We start from the raw sequence: 18,505 nt of genomic DNA, 5'->3' as shown, positions 1-18,505 counted from the left end.
GAAGCATGAAATTGCTTGCAGAAAGAAAGCGACAACGTGAGTTCAGTATACTAGAGTGAACTTAAGGCAGTGACGCGCTGCCTTGGGGCGTGCAAACCCCTCACGAAAGTTGGTGTCGGCTGCTACGGCACCATTTCTCCTTGACCTTCTGGTCGGGGAGCCTGTGGCGTATGCAACAGGCCTCCGGCTAAAGGCCACAGGGCCGTTTCGTGACGGTTGCAACTCCCCGATCACCAAGGGGTCAATGAGCATTGAAGCGGGGGCGTACCGCGATTGCTCTAACTGGAACCGTGAAAAATGGCTATTACCAAACAGGAAGCCGGGCATTGCTTCACTTTCTACACTTACACCTACGGCGAAGATCCGGCACAATCTGCGCGACAGTTTTATGAAACGCGCGAGGAAGCACGCGAGGATCTAGTCTCTTTTCGCAACTCGTTGATCGAGGATGAAGATAGAGATCAACCACTGCGAGACATGAAGATCGTGCAGCTTCGTACCAAACCCATATCTCGCAGAACGCTCGTTAATCTTTTCAACGGAATGCATGGAAAAGACCTTGGCGGCTTTATTCGCTCACGCAAGATTGTGGAGGTTGTCACTGAACCGCAACTTCAGCAGCACCGATAATGCTGCCGTGATGACTATGGATTAGAAACAAATCGTATCGAGCTAGATAAAAGTAGGAATGGAGCGCATTGGTATACGAACGCGCTCCAGCCGAAGGCAAATAGCGTGGTGAATTCCGTCAGGCAACGAAGTCCAGCGCAGGTTTGCCAGGAGTCAGCCCATTCACCTTCTCGACTATCCCTCGGGCGTCTATACCAAAATGGCGATAAAGATCGCCGATAGTTCCGGTCTGCCCAAAATGTTCGACGCCGAGCGGGATAGTTCGGTGGCCTGTGACTGATCCAAGCCAAGACAGGGTTGCTGGGTGGCCGTCGATAACTGTCACAAGCTTGCAGTGCGAAGGGACGTCCTTCATCAGTTGCTCCACGTGGCACTCAGCTTGTGTGATACCTCGAGCACGGGCCCGCTGCGCCGCAGTCCAGCCTGCATGCAAGCGATCGGCAGATGTTACCGCCAACACCCCTATATCGCGCCTACTCTCGCCGATGAGACCGGCAGCTTTAATGGACTCAGGAGCGATCACTCCCTGATAGGCTATGACTACTTCACAATTCGGTCCAGGCTTACGTAGCCAATATGCGCCATCAATGGTGCCCTGTCGAAAACTATCGTCGAGCCGCTTTGCCGGTTGTTCGATCGGGTTTGTTGAAAGCCGCAGATAGACCGATCCACCAGTTTCATCTCTTAGCCAGGTCCGTTCATCAGGATCAGCACTTCCATCCCGCTGCATATAGTCAAATGCCCACCCCATGATTACGGCAAGTTCGTCAGCAAAAGCCGGTTCAAAAGCCGCAAGTCCATCCTGTGAGATTCCAATCAAGGGAGATCCGATAGATTGATGGGCACCGCCTTCCGGCGCCAATGTCACACCTGATGGGGTTCCTACGATCATGAAGCGCGCATCCTGATAGCAGGCGTAATTCAATGCATCCAAACCTCGTGCCACGAATGGGTCGTAAACCGTCCCAATCGGTATCAACCGCTTTCCGAAAAGAGAATGCGATAGACCAGCCGCTCCCAGCAGTAGAAACAGGTTCATTTCAGCAATGCCTAGTTCGATGTGCTGGCCAGTTGGCCCAAATTCCCATTTCGCGGTCGAAGGGATCTTCTGATCTATGAAAGTGTCAGGACGCTGATCGCGGGCAAACAGTTTTCGCCGGTTGACCCAGGGTCCAAGATTGGTCGTACCGGTCACGTCAGGCGACGCGGTCAGGATGCGCGCAGCAAGCTCCGAATCGGACTTCGACAATTCGTCCAGAATCTTACCAAACGCCATCTGCGTCGAGATTTCCCGTTCCTCCCCTGCTACGATCAAAGGCACTGGGACGGGAATGTCATGATAACGGCGTTCGCCACCAGTAAAAAACGGTATGGTATCAAGAAAAGACTGAAGCTCCTGGGGGGCAGCGACGGTTGCCCACTTCTCCCATTCCTCTCCTTCTAAAACACCCATATGTGACTGCCATGCCGACATCTGAGCCCTGGTCATGAGGCCGCCATGATTGTCCTTATGCCCAGCGATCGGCGTGCCCCAACCCTTAATAGTGTAAGCGAGGAAGCAGACCGGTCTGTCATGGTCAATCGCAGCGAACGTCTCGGCCATAGTGGCGACGCAGTTGCCCCCAAGATTTTCCATCAATTCTGCAAGTTCAACATCGTTGCGCCTTTCGATCAGGGCGGAGACGTCGCCCTGATCGCCCAGATCATCCATCAGGTGCTTGCGCCAGACAGCGCCGCCCATGAACGTCAACGCAGAATAAAGCTGGTTCGGGCAGTTATCGATCCAATCCCGAAGCTGTTCCCCGCCCATCTCTTCAAATGCGGCACGTTGTAGCGCACCATATTTGATCCTGATGACATCCCAGTCGAAAGCATTGAAAATGTCCTCAATCCGGCGAAACAATCCTTCTTGAACAATCCCATCCAGCGATTGTCGGTTATAATCGATAATCCACCAGGTGTTGCGCAAGCCGTGCTTCCAACCTTCCTGCAGGCACTCGTAAATATTCCCCTCATCAAGTTCGGCATCGCCCACCAGTGCGATCATACGGCCAGGAAATTCATCCCTGCCCCATTCCTTTGAAACGATATAATCCTGAATCAGTGAGGCAAAGGAGGTGATCGCAACACCAAGGCCAACGGAACCCGTCGAGAAATCAACGTCATCCACGTCCTTCGTCCGGCTGGGATAACTCTGTACCCCTTGGAACCCTCGAAAGTTCTCCATCTTTTCTCGCGTTTGATTGCCCATTAGATACTGAATTGCGTGAAAAACCGGCGAGGCATGTGGTTTGACTGCAACACGGTCCTGCGGACGAAGCGCTGAAAAATAAAGGGCAGTCATAATCGACACCAGAGAGGCAGAAGAAGCCTGATGACCACCTACCTTGATCCCGTCTTCTTTAGGTCGGACGTGGTTGGCATGGTGGATCATCCAATGCGAAAGCCACAAAAGCCGTTGTTCGATCGTTTTGAGGTACTCGTTCTGCATATCCGTCTCTCATGTTTCTGTCGCATATGATTGGCACTCATGATTCAAGCTTCATCACTGTGCCGGGAAAGTGTTCGAGTTTAAGAAGATCGGTCAGAGCACGACAGCTCATTTGCTGGCGCACCAATCTTGCTATGCCGTTCCACTGACGAGCCGCATTCCGATGGATTTTACCAGAGGCACAATCAGGATAGCTAGGGTAAACAGAATAAGGCAGACACTGATTGGGCTTTCTAGGAAAATCACGGGATGACCCTCACCAAGTATAAGACTTTGTCGCAGATTTTCCTCAAGCAAGGAGCCTAGCAGAAATGCGAGCAGAAGCGGGGCCATATCGAAGCCAGCTTTGCGCAATCCATAGGCGAATACACCACATCCGACGACCACACCAACATCAAACATGCTGTTGCTAAGGCTGAATGCGCCAATGACGCAAAACAGGACAATCAGCGGCGCCAGGACGGTTTGCGGAACCTTCAATAGAAGGACAAAAACCCTGATCAGAGGCACATTGAGAACAACGAGCATTGCATTGCCGATTAACATGCTTGCGACAATGCCCCAGAAGAGTTGCGGATGTTCCGAGATTATCTGCGGCCCGGGAACGACGTTTTGCATCAAGAGCGCTCCCATAATGATACCGATCACGGCATTGGCTGGAATTCCGAGACAGAGCATCGGAATAAAACTGGCCTGTGCAGCAGCATTATTGGCACTTTCCGGACCTGCGACTCCTTCAATGGCCCCTTTCCCGAAGCGCTCAGGCGAACGAGACAGCTTTTTCTCCATCAAGTAGCTTGCGAAGCCCGCCACAAGTGCACCCCCTCCAGGCAGAAGACCGAGGAAAAAGCCAAGAACCGTCCCACGCGCAATCGGCCCGCCTGACGCCCTCCATTCTGTTCGGCTCGGAAGTAGTTCACGTAATCGATACGAAGGCATTTTTGTTGTCTCGTGCGCTTCTTTCCGCTGTATCAGCATCAAGACCTCGCTCATGCCAAACAGACCCATCGCGAGAACAGCTATATCGAACCCATCGCGCAGGAAGCTAACTTCAAAAGTAAACCGTTCTTGCCCGGATATCAGGTCGACGCCAACAGTTGAAAGAAGCAAGCCAAGCGCGACCATAGCCCAAGCCCGGATACGCGGTCCCTCGCCAACGCTGGCGGCCAGTACAAGCCCCAACAAAACAATCGCCGATTTTTCGACTGGCCCAAATGCAAGGGCCACTTTGGTAAAGGCCGGACCCACAACGGCGATTGCCAGGGTTGCCGAAATACCTGCGATAAAGCTTCCAAACGCGCTAATACCGAGTGCGGCTCCAGCTCGGCCTTGTTTGGCCATCGGATAGCCGTCGAAACAGGTCATCACACTGGAAGCCTCACCTGGAACCCGCATGAGTACTGACGTTATAGAACCACCATATTGGGATCCATAATAGATGCCTGCGAGTAGAATGATGGCACTTGTTTGATCGAGTGCCATCGTAACAGGCAATAAAAGGCTGACTGTCGCCGATGGTCCAAGGCCAGGAAGAACCCCGACAGCTGTGCCCAAAACAGCACCGAGAAGAGCAACTGCGACATTGGTCGGTTCGAGAGCGATGCTGAGGCCCATCATAAGCTGCGAAAGGGAATCCAACATTACAGCCTCCAAACGCCATGCGGCAGTGGAACGGAGAGAAGGGTTTCAAACAAAATCCACGTTGATAGCGCGGCCCCAGCCGCAAACAATCCCGCGGCATGCCATCTCATTTTCTCAATGAACATCAGAACGCCCGCAAGGAACAGGAACGTCGCGACGGCAAATCCCAGTATTTCTAGCGACGCGCAGAAGAGCGCAAGCGCTGCGCAATAAGCGAAGACGCGCGGGAGCTCGACTGGCTCTTCGGCGGGGACAGCCTGTACCGTGCAGAGCAAACTTGTGAAAATCAACAACAGAGCGGCAAGAAACGGAAACAGACCAGCTGCAGGTTCGCCGTTCTCCCATAGATGCATGCGAAATCCGCTTGCCGCGGCTCCAAGTCCGATCATTGACAGCGCGTAAGGAACGAGGCGAGCAAGGGTCACAGATGCACCCCCATCGTCTCGATCTGATGTCCGATATTCGTATATCCCTCTCTAACCATGTGTGTGAACTCTTCACTTTTATGGAACAACGGATAGCCGTTAATGAGTTTCAAAAAGTCAGAATACATCGGACTATCCACCATTTCTCTGAGGGCGCTTTCCCACCAGGAGATGATTTCGGAAGGCAACCCCGCTGGACCAAACAGTCCATATGAAGCGGGAATTGCAACTGGATAGCCGCGTTCCGCAAAACTCACGATGCCAGGTCGGCTGACTCTCGGGTTCGGACTGGTCTCGGCCAAAAGGCGTATTGATCCAGCGGCCAGATGGGGACCGAAATCTGATGAGACTACCATGTCGATGTGCCCGCCAAGGAGTGCGGTCACAGCATCGGCACCACCGCGAAAGGGTACGAATGTCGCTTTGGCAGTCTCCTCGCGAAACGCCGCCTCTGTGGCGATATGAGCAAGGCCACGCGGTGCTGCAGTCGCCCATTTCAGCTTCGATGGACTTTTACGGCAATAGTCCAAAAGTTGATCCCAAGTCTCTAATGGACTGTCTTTGCGAACGAAACAGGGAACAGAAATTCCAGCGTAACTTGCAATATAGGTGAAGTCCTTTGTGACGTCGTACGGTACTTTCTGCAGATGAGGCGCGACCAATATCGGGCTGACCGAATATAACGATAGGATCGAGCCATCAGCTGGCGCTCTACGCACCTGATCGGTTGCAATTGTGCCGCCCGCCCCCGGCCGGAAATCCGGCATCGCAGCGAGACCGCGTTCTTGCTTGACAAAATTCGTGACAACGCGCGATGCGATGTCTCCCGCTCCGCCAGCAGCAAAACCTACGAGCAGCATAGGGTTTCCTGCTGTATATTGTTGTGGGGTGGACCATGCCAAACGATGGCCAGACCCTATCAAAAAGGCTGTTGCAGCCAAAAATTTCCGTCGTTTCATAATGCTTCCCCTTTTACTGACTAGTGGAATGGCATCTGCATCGATATTTCCTCGTTAGATGCTGCAATGCTCTAGGGCATCTTCGATATTGACGAAGCGCGGGAGCTTGTTGCCCGAAACGGATTTGTCGACGTCCTTCAAGCCAGAAGCCGTGACCACCGCAACGACACTTTCATATCCCTGGATTATGTTTTGACGTCGTGCTTTCGCTATTGCAGCGAGCGCCATCACGGAGGAAAGCTCCAAGAACGTACCCTCCGCCGCCGCAATACGGTCTTGAAAGGAAATAAGACCTTCATTCGTGACCGGAACGGCAGCTCCGTTGGACACACGTAGCGCTTTAAGAGCTTGATAGGTACTTCTCGTTGCACCAACTGAAACGGCCAATGTGCTGAATGACGCCGTCATGTCTGATACTTGGTCGCTCCCAGTTTCAAGCGCTTGCGCGAGCGAACCATAGGCTTCGGCCGCTAGGAGACGGGGCATCCGATTAATCGAACCGTCCGCCAACAACTCGCAAAAGCCAAGCCATGCGCCCACCAATGCGTCTCCATAGCAAACAGGAAAAGCACACCAGTCCGGTACAGTTCCGTTAGACTGTTCGATGATCTCGAAGGCAAGTGTTTTATACCCCTCGATACCGATCGGATGACTTCCGACCACGGGTTGCCTGTAAGGGGACGTCGCAAACCAGCCGTAGCGTTCGACACCCTTAGCGAGAAACGGCCAACGATCATGCTTGTTTTCAAACGCTACGACTCTTGCGCCATATTTCTGGATTTGGGTGAGCATTGGTCCGGCTGACCCGGCTATGGTTGCGACAACACATTCCAGTCCCGCCCGCGCTGCATAAGCAGCGAGCGATGCCCCAGCGTTTCCGCTCGAGCTTGTTGCAACCACGTGTGCGTCCGTATCGACTGCGGCGGTTACCGCTACGGTCGAGAACCGATCTTTATGTGACCAGGTTGGATTATAGCTCTCATTTTTAATGAAAAGATCTGTCACTCCGATCTCATTACCAATCCGTTCTGAACGAAGAAGTGGTGTCAGCCCTTCCCCCATTGAGATCGCAGTTCTTGAGTCGAAGGGGAGTTTTTCAGCGTAGCGCCAGAGCGAAGGCAGTTCGGGTTTCTTTTCGTCGTTCGGTACTGGCAACTCGGCGGTGCGATAAACAAGCCGCAAGTTCGATGGCGCGGTTTCCAGACATGAGGGACATCCGCGTGAGTCAATCGGCAGGCTGGACGGAAACTCACTGCTACACCGGTAACAGGAATATGCTGCGATCCGGCCCATCATCAAAGCACCACCAGGCTGTCGCCGTTATTGGTCAACATTTCCGCGCCACCTGAGCGCACAACCAGCATGTCTTCGACCTGCAGACCGATGCACCCCAGTTCGTAGTAGGGTGTCTCGATACACAGGACCATCCCCTCTTCCAGGATGTCAGAACTACTCGCAGCAAGAAGTGGCAGGTCATAACCATCTAGTCCGATACCGTGACCAACATGACTGCGACGGTAATGGGGAATACCCTCCTTGCGGACAGTATCGACAACCACTTCGAAGACTTCTGATGCAGAAATGCCAGGACGTATTTTCTCGATACCGCGCTGAACGCCACGATTTAATGCATTGTATTTTATTCGATTTTCCCGCAACGGCTCTCCAAAGCTCACATTCCGGGCAATGTCCGCACGATAGTGTTTGAAATGCCCTCCGACATCAAATCGGATCATGTCCCCTGTTTTGAGAGTACGGTCCGATGGCTGGACGTTCATGAGTGCGCTGCGTTCTCCGAACCCGATGCATCCCAGGACCGGAAAGCCATCCTCTCCGACAGTCCTGCTATGAAATGCTCTTGCGAGATCACGTTCTGATGCGCCAGCTGAGGCCATCTCCAAAGCAGCCCCGATGGACCTTTCCGTGATCGCACCAACGGTCGCAAGCCTTTCCACTTCTTCGGCGGTTTTGACCGCACGAACCCATCGAAACAGCGACGCAGCCATAATCCACATAACGTCAGGCAATTCACGACGCAGCTTCTCCATATCGCCAGACAACAGACCTGCTTCGTCAATACCAACATTGGCCTTTGTGAGTTTCTGTAATTTGATTTCTGCGACGAGCGCGTCAATAGCACTCCTATCATCTGGAAGACTGAAGAGCATTTTTTGCCTGAAGCTTACCTCATCGAGATCAAGCAACGTGGGATTATCGACAGTGAACGAACCAAAGCGGCGGACTTTTGTTTCGACATTCTGATCGGCAAGAAGATCAAGTGTCGACGTTCCGGTTATTACCACCGATGAGGCAGCTGAACACTCTGCGCTGAGCAACGTAAATGCTTGCGGTCCACGTCTGATCCATTGTGGCAGACACCAGAAGCCGCTTGTGTAAAGAACGTTTTCTGGAGACGTGGCCACCACCGCGGCCAGATCATGCTTAGTCATCGCAGTGCGAATACGCTCTTCATGTAGCAACATCTGTTGTTTCTTCCTCCTCAGAATTCCGTTGACGTTCAAAGCCCAACCCCAAAGAGATTCGGCGGGCGGCAGCGACGATACTTTGTGCGACGTCGGTGATTTTAACTTTTGGGTAAACGGCACGCGGGAACGCGACACTAATTGCAGCCGTTACAGTGCCTGATGCGTCGTAAATCGGTGCACCAACCGAAATTACACCTTCCAGGTTTTCAGAGATTGCGGTCGTGTAGCCAAGCGAACGTCCCAAATGTAGCTGATCGACAAGCCTGTCCAACTCCAGGACGGTCCGTTCCGTAAGGCGCTCAAGCGGCTTATCTCCAAGCAGCGTCCTGATCCCTGTATCGCCCATACCCAATAACAGTGCTTTGCCTAAAGCCGTGGAGTGGAGGGCCATCGCTTCGCCCGGTTGAGCTCGGATGACGACTGGGCTATCAGATTGAACGGCAAGGACATATACGCCGATCGATCCACGTCTGATGCCCAGGAAGCCGTTGAAGCAGCCGCCCGCTGCCAACTTTTTGAGCTCTTCTTCCGCAAGCGCCAGAAGCCTGCCGCGCTGGAATACATGCTGAGCAAGTCCAAGCACGGCATAGCCAATTTGATAGCGGCGGTTACTTTCCTGTTCGACATATCCGTGAGATGCCAGGGTATTCAGCAGCCTTTGAGCTACTGAGGGAGTCAGATCAAGCCGTCGAGCAATTTCTCGCACCCCGAGAGACTCACGTGCCTCTTTAAGCAAATTGAGGATAAGAAGTCCTTTTTCCAGCGACAGATTGCTGCTCATAGCGTGTTCCTATTATGAGAACAGTGTTCCTTATAATGCGCAATACAATCCTCCCGCAGGCGCAGTGTCAAGCGAAATGTTCACTATAGTGTGTCGTCATATAGTGTACGTCCCTGCAACCGTGGTTGTATGGATATACGTTCGGTAATTGGTCTTAACGTTCAGAGAATTCGGCGAGAACGCCTTATATCGCAGGAAGAATTCGCCTTCCGTGCAGACACGACGCGCGCCTATATAAGTGGGTTGGAAGCGGGAAAGCGCAATCCAACGATTCTGACGCTTATGACGCTTTCCGATGCGCTCGGCGTTGAACTTGAGGATCTCCTGCGTCGAAATCAAGCGCCTGATAAGAAAAGGTAAATTCCGCTTATAGTCTTGATTTTTTTCTTGTTGGTGGATCGCGATCAATAAGTCGTTCAGGGTGGACTTGCAGAGCCAGAGACAAGGCTTCGACAGTCTGAAGGGTGGGACAGCTGTCTTCTCGTTCAAGTTTCCCAATAAAATTACGATCAAGTCCGGCAAACTCGGCCAAACGTTCCTGAGTAAGGCCGGCTTCCTGGCGACAAAGTCGCAGATTTCTCGCAAAGATGGCGGTAAGTCTCATAGATAATAACAATCCCAATTACTGCGTAAATAGCTACCTACTATAGTAATCAAACGTATCCCGTGGCCTTGAAGTGCCACCGCTTAGCGCGATACTCCTCATAACTGAATCAACCAGCTTGCGCGCCGGGGCCGAACAGACGTGTTTTGCTCCTGCGGCATTCAGAGAGGAAACCACCACACTGCAGCCATACGGTTCTGTTTCGCCCCAACCAGAGGTTCAGCAGTTGCAGATAGATGGACTATATGGACATGATAATCGAAGATCGTTAACCCCTCAGGAGAGAAGTGTTCTTTACTGGACGGGCGAAGGAAAGACCCATTGGGAGGTGGCTGCTATACTCGGAATCAGGGAAACGACCGTAATTACTCATCTAAGAAATTCCCGTATCAAGCTGCGAGCTACGAATAAGACACACGCAATCGTTGAGGCCATTCGCCAATCGCAAATTCCGCTGTTCAAGGGACAGCGCGCGATATCTCCCCTCATCAACAATGAGCCAGCGGCATTCGACGTTACACACGATGTGGATGCGGAGGACGTACCTCGAATATTATGTGACCGTTCTACGCACGTTCAGAATATCGAAGACCTGATTGACAACGCAGAGAATGCGGGGGAGTTTTTCACCGCACTTGACCAGTCCTGTACCGCTCTTGGTTTTGATGCCCTCATCCTCTCTTGTCACAAGTCTACTAGGCCGTAGACTCATAACGATCTGATCCAAATTCTTGCTGCTGCCAATTTGACGGCGGCGAGAAAGTTCATCGGGTTTTTATCGTAACGGGTGGCGATTCCTCTGAACTGTTTGAGTTTGCTGAAGAATCGCTCAACGAGATTGCGCTGTCGGTAAACCCATTGGCTGAAAGGGAAGCTTCCCTTCCGATTGCTCTTGGCAGGAATATTGGCCCATGCCTGCCGTTGCTTTGCAAATGCTCTTATAGCGTTGGTATCGTAGGCCTTGTCCGCCAGCAGGATCGCACCCTTGGAGATTGTCTGTAACAATGGTTCTGCCATGCGGCCATCATGGGCTTGGCCGGCTGTGAGTGCGAGGCGGATCGGTCGACCATCGGCATCGACAACTGCGTGGATTTTGGTGGTCAAGCCGCCACGGGAACGTCCCATGCAGCCATCGTCTTGATCCCCCTTTTTCCTGTCGCCGCATGTTGATGAACACGGACACAGGAGCTGTCGATCATGACGATATCGCCATCGAAAGCCTTGGAAATCTCGCCCAGAACATGATCCCAGACACCCGCCTTGCGCCATCGCACGAACCGGTTGTAGCAAGTGGTATACGGACCATATCGATCCGGAACGTCTGCCCATGGCGAGCCTGTCCGGAACCGCCATAAGATGCCGTTGATCACTCGACGGTCATCAACCCGTGGCACTCCACGCGGCTTGTTCGGCAGTAGCGGCTGGATTATACCCCACTCGAAATCGGTCAGATCAAAACGCCGACGGGTCATAAATTGCCTCCTTCAAATAAAGGCCCTTGAATCATGAACTGTGCGTAGGAGAAAGTGATTTTGAGCGGCTTGGAATCGCGCTCGTGTATAAGACAGAAAGGCTTGAGGACTAATGGCTGAAGTGCACCGAACTGCTGCATCCCTCCGCTTTCACGGGGACGATCTCGATCCAGAAGAGATATCGCGCATTCTTGGGGTGCAGCCGACGAAGGGCGTGAAAAAAGGCGGCACTTGGACTACACCTAAAGGGAAAGAAATTGTGGCTTGGAGCGGCTACTGGATGCTGTCCGCACCCGATGAAAGTCCTGGCGAACTCGACAAGCAGGTTGCCACTCTCTTTGCCGCCTTGAGCACGGATTTGGAGGCGTGGAGAGCATTATCCTTACGCTTCCGGGGAAACATATTCGTAGGCCTGTTCCTCTCAGGCTTTAATGAGGGCCAAAGCCTTTCTCCAACCACAACCTGCGCGATCGGACTGCGTGGATTGGAACTCGACCTCGACATCTACAGCGGTGACGAGTTGGACGAGACGACCGTTTGAAGCCATCTTTTATGAGTTTACGACCTAGAGAAGCGTTGTTGCTTGACCCAACGTACTGCACGATCCCGTTAAACGTCATGCGCGAGTATAAGCGCATGAACCTGATCGAGAATGATGTACTTCTCGCACAGTTATTAGGTGGCAATCGTGCATTTGTCTGGGACAGCACTTACGACCGGTATAGAGATAGTCGAAGTCAGGACTTTCTTGAATTTCTCAGACAGTTCCGCTTTGCGATGGGAATAATAGTACCTCTGGAAGACGAAGACGGTTTCAGAAGTTTTGTAGGGCTGCTGGCCTCATTGCGGAGAGTTGTTGACATCAGCACCTTCAATGCTGTTCGAGGGCTTGGAAAGAAGGCGAAAATCAAAGCCGCGGAGTTGGGCTTATAAGCGCGTTTGGGCCACGTTCTAGACTAAGGAAAAGGATTGGCAATGCACGAACTGAATGCAGAGACTTTTATCCGTTCGGCGGAACCAATTGCGGTCTCCAGGCGAATAGGAGACAAAATTAAACCTTTCTGTCACTCAGTTTCTGTCAGACATGGCTCGACATTTTTTCTCATTGCCGACGGAGAAGTCATCTTCAAACAGGAAAACAATGGTATTGCTATTTTCATTTCGGCCCAGACGATAGTCGATCTATACGGCATTAGAACGATCTTATCGTACTATATACAATTAGAGATTACCATGAATAATATTCGCTGGCGGCCAGCAAGTAAATGACTTCGGTGAAACCCAGTAGTATTGTTATCACCAAGGCCTCCTATAATACTTGCGAGGCGGATCGACCTCAGTGCGCCTACTGGAATGGCTTCTTGTTCCGCCTTATTTGAGATCGCCAATCAACGTGGGAATCAATTCCGAAACAGTTGGATGTACTGGTACAGCCCATTTTAAGTCTCTATAGGAAACGCGTGCGTTCATGGCATCGATGATACCATGAATAGCTTCGTCACCCTCGATACCTAGAATTGACGCCCCAAGTATCTGGCCTGTCGCGGCATCGGCAACGAGTTTCATGAAACCTTGCGTTTCAGCACGTTCGATTGCGCGACCGACCCGGCTCATCGGTCGCACGGAAACCAGAATGTCTTTGCCGGATGCCCGTGCATCTCGCTCCGTCATGCCGACCCGGCCAAGCGGCGGGTCAATATAGAGTGCATAAGCGGGAATGCGGTCGCTCACTTTTCTGTCCGCCCCGTCCAGAAGGTTTGCCGCCACGATTTCGAAATCATTATAGGACGTGTGCGTGAATGCACCCCGTCCGTTGCAGTCACCCAGTGCCCAGATACCATCGACATTGGTCGATAGCGTATCGTCCGTAACGATGAAGCCACGTTTGTCGGTCTCCACATCTGTGGTGTCCAGGCCAAGATCATCGGTATTGGGCTTTCGTCCAGTCGCAATCAGGACATCACTGCCGAGAACCACGTCATGATCCATGGTCACTTCAATATCCGGCCCTTTGTTGGCAAATGAAACAATATTCGCATTCGTGCACACCGTGATGCCCTCGTTTTCGAGGACCTTTGCGATGGCTTCCGACACATCATCATCCTCGCGTGGGGCAAGACGGGGACCTCGCTGAATAATGGTGACTTGGGAGCCAAATCGGCGATACATCTGCGCAAACTCAAGCCCGATATAACTACCGCCAATGACCACGAGATGATGCGGCAGCCTATCAAGCTCGATGATCGACGTACTGGTCAGATAGGGCACTTTTTCAAGGCCCGGATAGTCGGGGATGACGGGACGCGCTCCGACATTGAGGAATATCTGCGGTGCTGTTATCCTCTCTCCATTGACGGAGACCGTGGTTGCGTTTTCGAACTCTGCCTGTCCTTGTATGACAGTCAACGTATCGAGCCCGTCGAACCATGTTTTGAGATTGTTGCGCGCGTTCAATATGACTTTCTCGGCTCTTGCCTGAACGGTTTTCATATCAATGCCGACGGGTCCGCCTATTGTCACACCGAATTCCGCTGCTCGGCTGGCGATATGCGCTGCCCTAGCGCTCGCGACCAGCGTTTTGGTCGGCATGCATCCGGCGTTGACGCAGGTGCCACCGAGGTATTTTCGTTCGATAAGAGCGACCTTGCGACCCTCCGCTGCCATGCGGGCAGCAAGAAAGGGCCCCGCCTGGCCTGCGCCGATAAATATGGCGTCGAATGTCTTCATAATACAGCCCCCATGATCAGGAACACGTTGCCAAGCGGCCGATGGCATCTATGAGCGCAATTAGTCTGAAGCCGTCCGCACCCTTTTGCAGTAAGTTTTGCAAATTGAGTGTGATTATTCTATGGCCTGGATCAGATCTCATAAGATTCAATCCTCAATTAGGCGAGTTGTGAGAGGTTCTGCCGCCGCTCTTAAACTCTTGTCGCGATCGTAGGTAGGCAAGCAGGGCCTACCGGCTCAAAGGTCTTGTACGTCAGAATGAACTCACGGTGGCCCAGATGCTCCGACTTGGTAGTTACACCGCGCGCCACGTCCTTTATGAGATGTAGTATTTCATTGCCGACCTCGTCCAGCGTGGCGCGACCCTCGAGGATTCTGCCAGCGTCGACATCCATGTCACCTGCAAGCTTGCGATAGGTCTCTGGATTGGCGCAGACCTTGATGACTGGCGAGATGGCAGAGCCCGACACCGAGCCACGCCCGGTGACGAACAGGGTGAGATGGCAACCGGAGGCAATCATCTCCACGATCTCAGCATTGTCGGAAATGTTGGGAAAGCCGAAGCGCACCTCGCCGTCCGGCACAACATCCATCAGAAACAATCCTCCGGTCGGTGGAATATCGCCGGGTTTGATTATGCCTAAAATTTGTGACGACCCGGATTTTGCATAGGCGCCCATCGACTTCTCCTCGATGGTAGAGAGCCCGCCATCCGCGTTCCCTGGCGCAAAACTACCGTAGCCTAACGTTGCATAATAGCGGGCGGCCTTGGCAACGGCGCCACGCAATTCGTCACCTAGCTGTGGAGTGATCGCACGGTCGGCCATGATCTCCTCACAGCCAATCAGCTCCCCCGTCTCCTCGAAGATGCAGGTCGCGCCCGCCTCGACCAGCCGATCGAAGGTGCGACCCACTGCCGGATTGCCGGTCAACCCACTGGTCCCGTCAGAGCCGCCGCAGACGGTGCCTATCACCAATTCGTCTAGTCGCATCGGCACGGTCTCGGCTTCCGCCAACACTTCAAGCTGCTGACCGACCCAGGCAGTTCCATCCTCAATAGTTGAGAGCGTTCCGCCATTGTTTTGAATAGTCAGCGTCGTCACGGGGCGGCCGCTGGCTACAACGGTCTTGGAAAGTGAAAATTTGTTGAAGCTCTCACATCCGAGGGATAGCAGAAGTACTGCCCCCACATTGGGATGAGTACAAAGCCGCTCCATCATGCGCTGCGCGTACTCATTGGGAAAGCAACCGGGAAAACCGATGAGGTGTACGTCCTTGCCGCGAAAATGGCCGATGATCTCGCGCCCGACATGATGAGCACATTCTACTAGATAGGCCACGATCACGATGTTACGGATGCCCTTGCGGCCGTCGGCACGCAAGTAACCTCTCAGGTCGGCGGTTTCGCTCATTTCGACTTCTCCTCATTCGACGCATCTATGGTATGTGTCTTGGTGTAGTCGCTCTTCATGTTATGCACATGCACGTGTTCGCCAATCGCGATGGCGCGAGTAGCGGAACCGATCGGTGCGCCGTATTTATACACTTTTCCATTTTCTGTAATTGCCTGCCGGGCCACCTTGTGCCCCAGCAGAATTTCCTTTTCCGTCCGTACGCTGACGCCGGAAACGCGAATGGTCTCGCTGGCGGCGATGGGCTGACGCGCAACAAGCACGTTGTCTGTGTCCGAAAGCAGTAGCAGCCGGCTATCAGTGTCGGTAACTTCGTGTGGCGCATCCGGAGCCGACATCACATCACCCCGTAGGTCTTGAAGGCTTCGCAGGCGCTCATCCCCTTGCGGATGGCAACGGCCACTTCGCTTTCGGTACGCACCTTCTCCAAAGCGCGTTCGACGGCTTCGGCTTCGACGGCCCGCGGAATAACCAACACGCCTTCACGGTCACCGAAGATTAGGTCACCCGGTTCGATGCGGATGCCATCGATCTCGATAGCACAACGATAATCGATCACCTTCCCACGTGGTCCCTGGTCCTGAGCATAAATCCCGCGTGAGAATACGTTGAAGCCTAGCTTCTCGATTTCGTTGGTGTCCCGGACATACCCGTCGAGGATAGCGCCTGCCGCCTTAAGGTGCTGAGCTCGCGTGGACATCAGTCCGCCCCACAACGCGTAGCGCAACGATGCGCCGGTAGCGATGTAGACCTCGTCTTCCTGGAGATCGTCCAGCGCCTCCATCATCAGACCGAAAGGTTTGTTGGCCAACGGGCCATGGGCCGTCGATGAGCCATCGGAGAACACGTCGGCCTCCAGCACCGGCATAGCACGGCCAACTATTTTCATATCTTGCTGGAGCGGTGCGATGCCAGCTGGCAGGAACTGGTGGCGATGGCCAAGCACGTCGAGAACATCGCCAACGACGGCAGTAAACAGCTCAGTCCTCAGAGCTTCAAAAATCGTTTTGTCAGAGGAAAAGTTCAGAGCGGACATGATGGGCAATCCTTTACTTGGCTAGGAGAGTGGAAATGGTTGGTACGTAGGTGACTATTAATAGAAACACGAACAGCCCCGCATACATGCTGAAAGCCTGACGCGTGAAATCGCTCACCTTCACCTTTGCGATGTTGCAAACCATGAGCATCACCGTTCCGACAGGTGGCGTCAGAGTGCCAACAGACAGGTTAACGATGACGATGATGCCAAAGTGAACAGGATCGATTCCCATCGCCTTGACGGTCGGCATAAGCAAGGGAACTAGCACGATCATTAGCGCGGTACCCTCGATCAGCATACCGAGGAACAACAGCACAACGTTGACCACTAGCAGAAACAGGTAGGGATTATCCGTGACGGTGGAGATAACTGTGGCCAGAGACTGACCCGCCTGTTCCAACGAGAACACCCAGGCAAGCGCAGACGAGGCCATAATGACCAAAAGCACCGAAGAAGTAGATTTAGCCGTCTCGATTAGCGACTCTACCACATGCTTCAACTTCATCTCACGATAAATGAAGAAGCCTATGATAAGCACAAAAGTGACGGCGACAGCGCCAGCCTCTGTCGGCGTGAAGATGTTGGCGCGTATGCCGCCCAGGATGGCTACGATCAGCAGTACGGCTGTCCAGGCCGAACCCAGCGTCTGCCGGATTTCGGCGCCAGTAAGCGCTCGCTCGCGGCTCGGCTTGTAGCCGCGTCGTACCGAAGTGACGTAGGCGGCCACCATCAACAAGATGGCGCCGAGGATTCCGGGCAGGATGCCGGCCATGAACATTTTGCCGATAGAGACGTCAGCGATCAGACCATAGATAATGAGCGCGATACCGGGCGGAATGATCGGCGTGACCAGCGAACCGGCAGCAGTGACGGCACATGAGAAGGCGCGGTCGTAGCCTCGCTTTTCCATTTCGGGTACCATCATACGCGTCAACATTGCACTGTCGGCGAGGTTGGAGGCGCTGACGCCGCCCATCAGCGTCGAGACCATGATGTTGGTTAGCGCCATGCCGCCGCGGAGGCGGCCAACCAGCAGGTCCGACACCCTGATCATACGCTCGGCTATGCCGGTATGTGACATAACTGTTCCCAGCATGATGAAAAAGGGTATAGCCAGCAGCGAGGTGTTCTGCGCCGGGCCAATGAATCGCTGCACGGCGATGGCGATTGGGATGTGGTTGAAGAAGACGAAATAGGCAAACACCGCCATGAGGATGCCCACGTAAAGACGCATGTTGAGTGCGAAGAGGGCCAACATAACGAGGAAAATGATCGTCAGGTTCATTGAACAACCTCCGCAAACGCCTTGCGCGCTTGGGCGACGCCTTGCCCTACCATGTAGGCGGCTATGGCGACGAAGCCGACCGGGATAGCGAGGTCAATCCAGAAATAGGAAATACGTAGTATGTCGGTGACCTTGAACTTCACGGTCAACGCCAGAATCAGGCCGACATAGGATACATAGAGCAGGAAAGCTGCAGACAGCAGCGAGACGACGAGGTTGATGGCAGCGGTCGCCTTTGGCCGCAAAAGGTCTACCACCGCCGGGATAGCAAGATGTTGATTGTCGCGTTCAGCTGCGATGCCGCCCAGCATAACGATCCAGATCATTAGCAGGCCGGCGACCTCCTCGGTCCATTGCAACGGCCTATCGACGAAATAGCGCATCACCACGGCGACATTGAATATTACGAGTAGGACAAGCAGCGGCAATGCCGCCAACCAGTCCGTTAAGCGGGATATGAGTTTCATTGAAGCGTTCCTATGCCGGGAGTGGTCCATTGTGGTGCACGCCCGGCGAGTGCTGCTCACCATTTTTAGGAATGGGACAGCCCTGA

General features: G+C 53.3%; 20 protein-coding genes. 5 read left to right on the top strand and 15 right to left on the bottom strand.

The annotated features are described in order from the left end of the window. Positions 1 to 297: 297 nt before the first annotated feature. Positions 298 to 630: a hypothetical protein gene (locus CQZ93_RS15985; RefSeq protein WP_105543622.1), complete on the top strand. Its 333-nt coding sequence runs from the start codon at positions 298 to 300 to the stop codon at positions 628 to 630. 118 nt (positions 631 to 748) lie between these two features. Here the strand turns inward: CQZ93_RS15985 and CQZ93_RS15980 are convergent, their stop codons facing one another. The 7 genes from CQZ93_RS15980 to CQZ93_RS15950 all read right to left on the bottom strand — a co-directional run bounded on the left by CQZ93_RS15980 (position 749) and on the right by CQZ93_RS15950 (position 9,413). Further along, positions 749 to 3,121: a thiamine pyrophosphate-binding protein gene (locus CQZ93_RS15980; protein WP_105543621.1), complete on the bottom strand. Its 2,373-nt coding sequence runs from the start codon at positions 3,119 to 3,121 to the stop codon at positions 749 to 751. A gap of 132 nt (positions 3,122 to 3,253) precedes the next feature. Then, a complete protein-coding gene (locus tag CQZ93_RS15975) occupies positions 3,254 to 4,762 on the bottom strand; it encodes a tripartite tricarboxylate transporter permease (protein ID WP_105543620.1) in 1,509 nt (502 codons plus the stop codon). Next, positions 4,762 to 5,151: a tripartite tricarboxylate transporter TctB family protein gene (locus CQZ93_RS15970; RefSeq protein ID WP_286154270.1), complete on the bottom strand. Its 390-nt coding sequence runs from the start codon at positions 5,149 to 5,151 to the stop codon at positions 4,762 to 4,764. The genes CQZ93_RS15975 and CQZ93_RS15970 overlap by 1 nt, the downstream gene beginning before the upstream one ends. Positions 5,152 to 5,183: 32 nt before the next feature. Further along, positions 5,184 to 6,146 (bottom strand): tripartite tricarboxylate transporter substrate binding protein, encoded by a 963-nt coding sequence (locus tag CQZ93_RS15965; protein WP_105543618.1) that lies wholly within the window; start codon positions 6,144 to 6,146, stop codon positions 5,184 to 5,186. Positions 6,147 to 6,200: 54 nt separating this feature from the next. Continuing rightward, positions 6,201 to 7,442, bottom strand: a complete 1,242-nt coding sequence (locus CQZ93_RS15960) for a pyridoxal-phosphate dependent enzyme (protein WP_181153409.1) — start codon at positions 7,440 to 7,442, stop codon at positions 6,201 to 6,203. Continuing rightward, on the bottom strand, positions 7,442 to 8,629 hold the full coding sequence (locus CQZ93_RS15955; RefSeq protein WP_105543617.1) for a M24 family metallopeptidase: 1,188 nt from the start codon (positions 8,627 to 8,629) through the stop codon (positions 7,442 to 7,444). The genes CQZ93_RS15960 and CQZ93_RS15955 overlap by 1 nt, the downstream gene beginning before the upstream one ends. Next, complete coding sequence (locus tag CQZ93_RS15950; protein WP_105543616.1) at positions 8,616 to 9,413, bottom strand: IclR family transcriptional regulator; 798 nt, start codon at positions 9,411 to 9,413, stop codon at positions 8,616 to 8,618. Before CQZ93_RS15950 ends, CQZ93_RS15955 begins: the two co-directional genes overlap by 14 nt. Positions 9,414 to 9,542: 129 nt before the next feature. Between CQZ93_RS15950 and CQZ93_RS15945 the strand changes: the two genes are divergently transcribed. Beyond that, positions 9,543 to 9,773 carry a helix-turn-helix domain-containing protein gene (locus CQZ93_RS15945; protein ID WP_105543615.1) on the top strand — a complete coding sequence of 77 codons (231 nt, stop codon included), beginning with the start codon at positions 9,543 to 9,545 and terminating at the stop codon, positions 9,771 to 9,773. 7 nt (positions 9,774 to 9,780) lie between these two features. Here the strand turns inward: CQZ93_RS15945 and CQZ93_RS15940 are convergent, their stop codons facing one another. Further along, positions 9,781 to 10,017, bottom strand: coding sequence for a helix-turn-helix domain-containing protein (locus CQZ93_RS15940; protein WP_105543614.1), 237 nt, complete (start codon positions 10,015 to 10,017; stop codon positions 9,781 to 9,783). A 73-nt stretch (positions 10,018 to 10,090) separates the two neighbouring features. On the opposite strand from CQZ93_RS15940, the gene CQZ93_RS15935 reads away from it, so the two are divergent. Next, on the top strand, positions 10,091 to 10,723 hold the full coding sequence (locus tag CQZ93_RS15935) for a helix-turn-helix domain-containing protein (protein ID WP_286153737.1): 633 nt from the start codon (positions 10,091 to 10,093) through the stop codon (positions 10,721 to 10,723). 2 nt (positions 10,724 to 10,725) lie between these two features. Here CQZ93_RS15935 and CQZ93_RS15930 read toward each other — a convergent pair. Further along, positions 10,726 to 11,489 (bottom strand): IS5 family transposase gene (locus CQZ93_RS15930; RefSeq protein WP_105535320.1). Its coding sequence is split into 2 segments (ribosomal slippage): positions 10,726 to 11,168 and positions 11,168 to 11,489, totalling 765 coding nucleotides; the frame shifts between segments, so codons are not numbered across the junction. Positions 11,490 to 11,601: 112 nt separating this feature from the next. On the opposite strand from CQZ93_RS15930, the gene CQZ93_RS15925 reads away from it, so the two are divergent. Together CQZ93_RS15925 and CQZ93_RS15920 are read left to right on the top strand one after the other, a co-directional pair. After that, positions 11,602 to 12,030, top strand: a complete 429-nt coding sequence (locus CQZ93_RS15925) for a DUF4279 domain-containing protein (RefSeq protein ID WP_071634668.1) — start codon at positions 11,602 to 11,604, stop codon at positions 12,028 to 12,030. Positions 12,031 to 12,041: 11 nt separating this feature from the next. After that, complete coding sequence (locus tag CQZ93_RS15920) at positions 12,042 to 12,422, top strand: autoinducer binding domain-containing protein (protein ID WP_286154269.1); 381 nt, start codon at positions 12,042 to 12,044, stop codon at positions 12,420 to 12,422. Between the two features lie 438 nt (positions 12,423 to 12,860). Here CQZ93_RS15920 and CQZ93_RS15910 read toward each other — a convergent pair whose 3' ends face one another. From CQZ93_RS15910 to CQZ93_RS15885, 6 genes are all read right to left on the bottom strand, one after another. Further along, on the bottom strand, positions 12,861 to 14,216 hold the full coding sequence (locus CQZ93_RS15910) for an FAD-containing oxidoreductase (RefSeq protein WP_105543612.1): 1,356 nt from the start codon (positions 14,214 to 14,216) through the stop codon (positions 12,861 to 12,863). 191 nt (positions 14,217 to 14,407) lie between these two features. Beyond that, the gene (locus CQZ93_RS15905; protein WP_105543611.1) at positions 14,408 to 15,628 is read right to left on the bottom strand and encodes a UxaA family hydrolase; all 1,221 of its coding nucleotides are present in this window, start codon (positions 15,626 to 15,628) and stop codon (positions 14,408 to 14,410) included. Then, positions 15,625 to 15,966, bottom strand: a complete 342-nt coding sequence (locus tag CQZ93_RS15900; RefSeq protein ID WP_105543610.1) for a UxaA family hydrolase — start codon at positions 15,964 to 15,966, stop codon at positions 15,625 to 15,627. Before CQZ93_RS15900 ends, CQZ93_RS15905 begins: the two co-directional genes overlap by 4 nt. After that, on the bottom strand, positions 15,966 to 16,664 hold the full coding sequence (locus CQZ93_RS15895) for an RraA family protein (RefSeq protein WP_105543609.1): 699 nt from the start codon (positions 16,662 to 16,664) through the stop codon (positions 15,966 to 15,968). The genes CQZ93_RS15900 and CQZ93_RS15895 overlap by 1 nt, the downstream gene beginning before the upstream one ends. A gap of 13 nt (positions 16,665 to 16,677) precedes the next feature. Continuing rightward, entirely contained in the window at positions 16,678 to 17,952 is a 1,275-nt protein-coding gene (locus CQZ93_RS15890) for a TRAP transporter large permease (protein ID WP_105543608.1), read from the bottom strand. Next, entirely contained in the window at positions 17,949 to 18,419 is a 471-nt protein-coding gene (locus CQZ93_RS15885; RefSeq protein WP_105543607.1) for a TRAP transporter small permease, read from the bottom strand. Before CQZ93_RS15885 ends, CQZ93_RS15890 begins: the two co-directional genes overlap by 4 nt. Positions 18,420 to 18,505: the final 86 nt, after the last annotated feature.

It is taken from the genome of Ochrobactrum vermis (genome assembly GCF_002975205.1).
Taxonomy (GTDB): domain Bacteria; phylum Pseudomonadota; class Alphaproteobacteria; order Rhizobiales; family Rhizobiaceae; genus Brucella; species Brucella vermis.
Note: the sequence above shows the minus strand (reverse complement) of the source record. Positions and strands in the feature narration are given on the sequence as shown.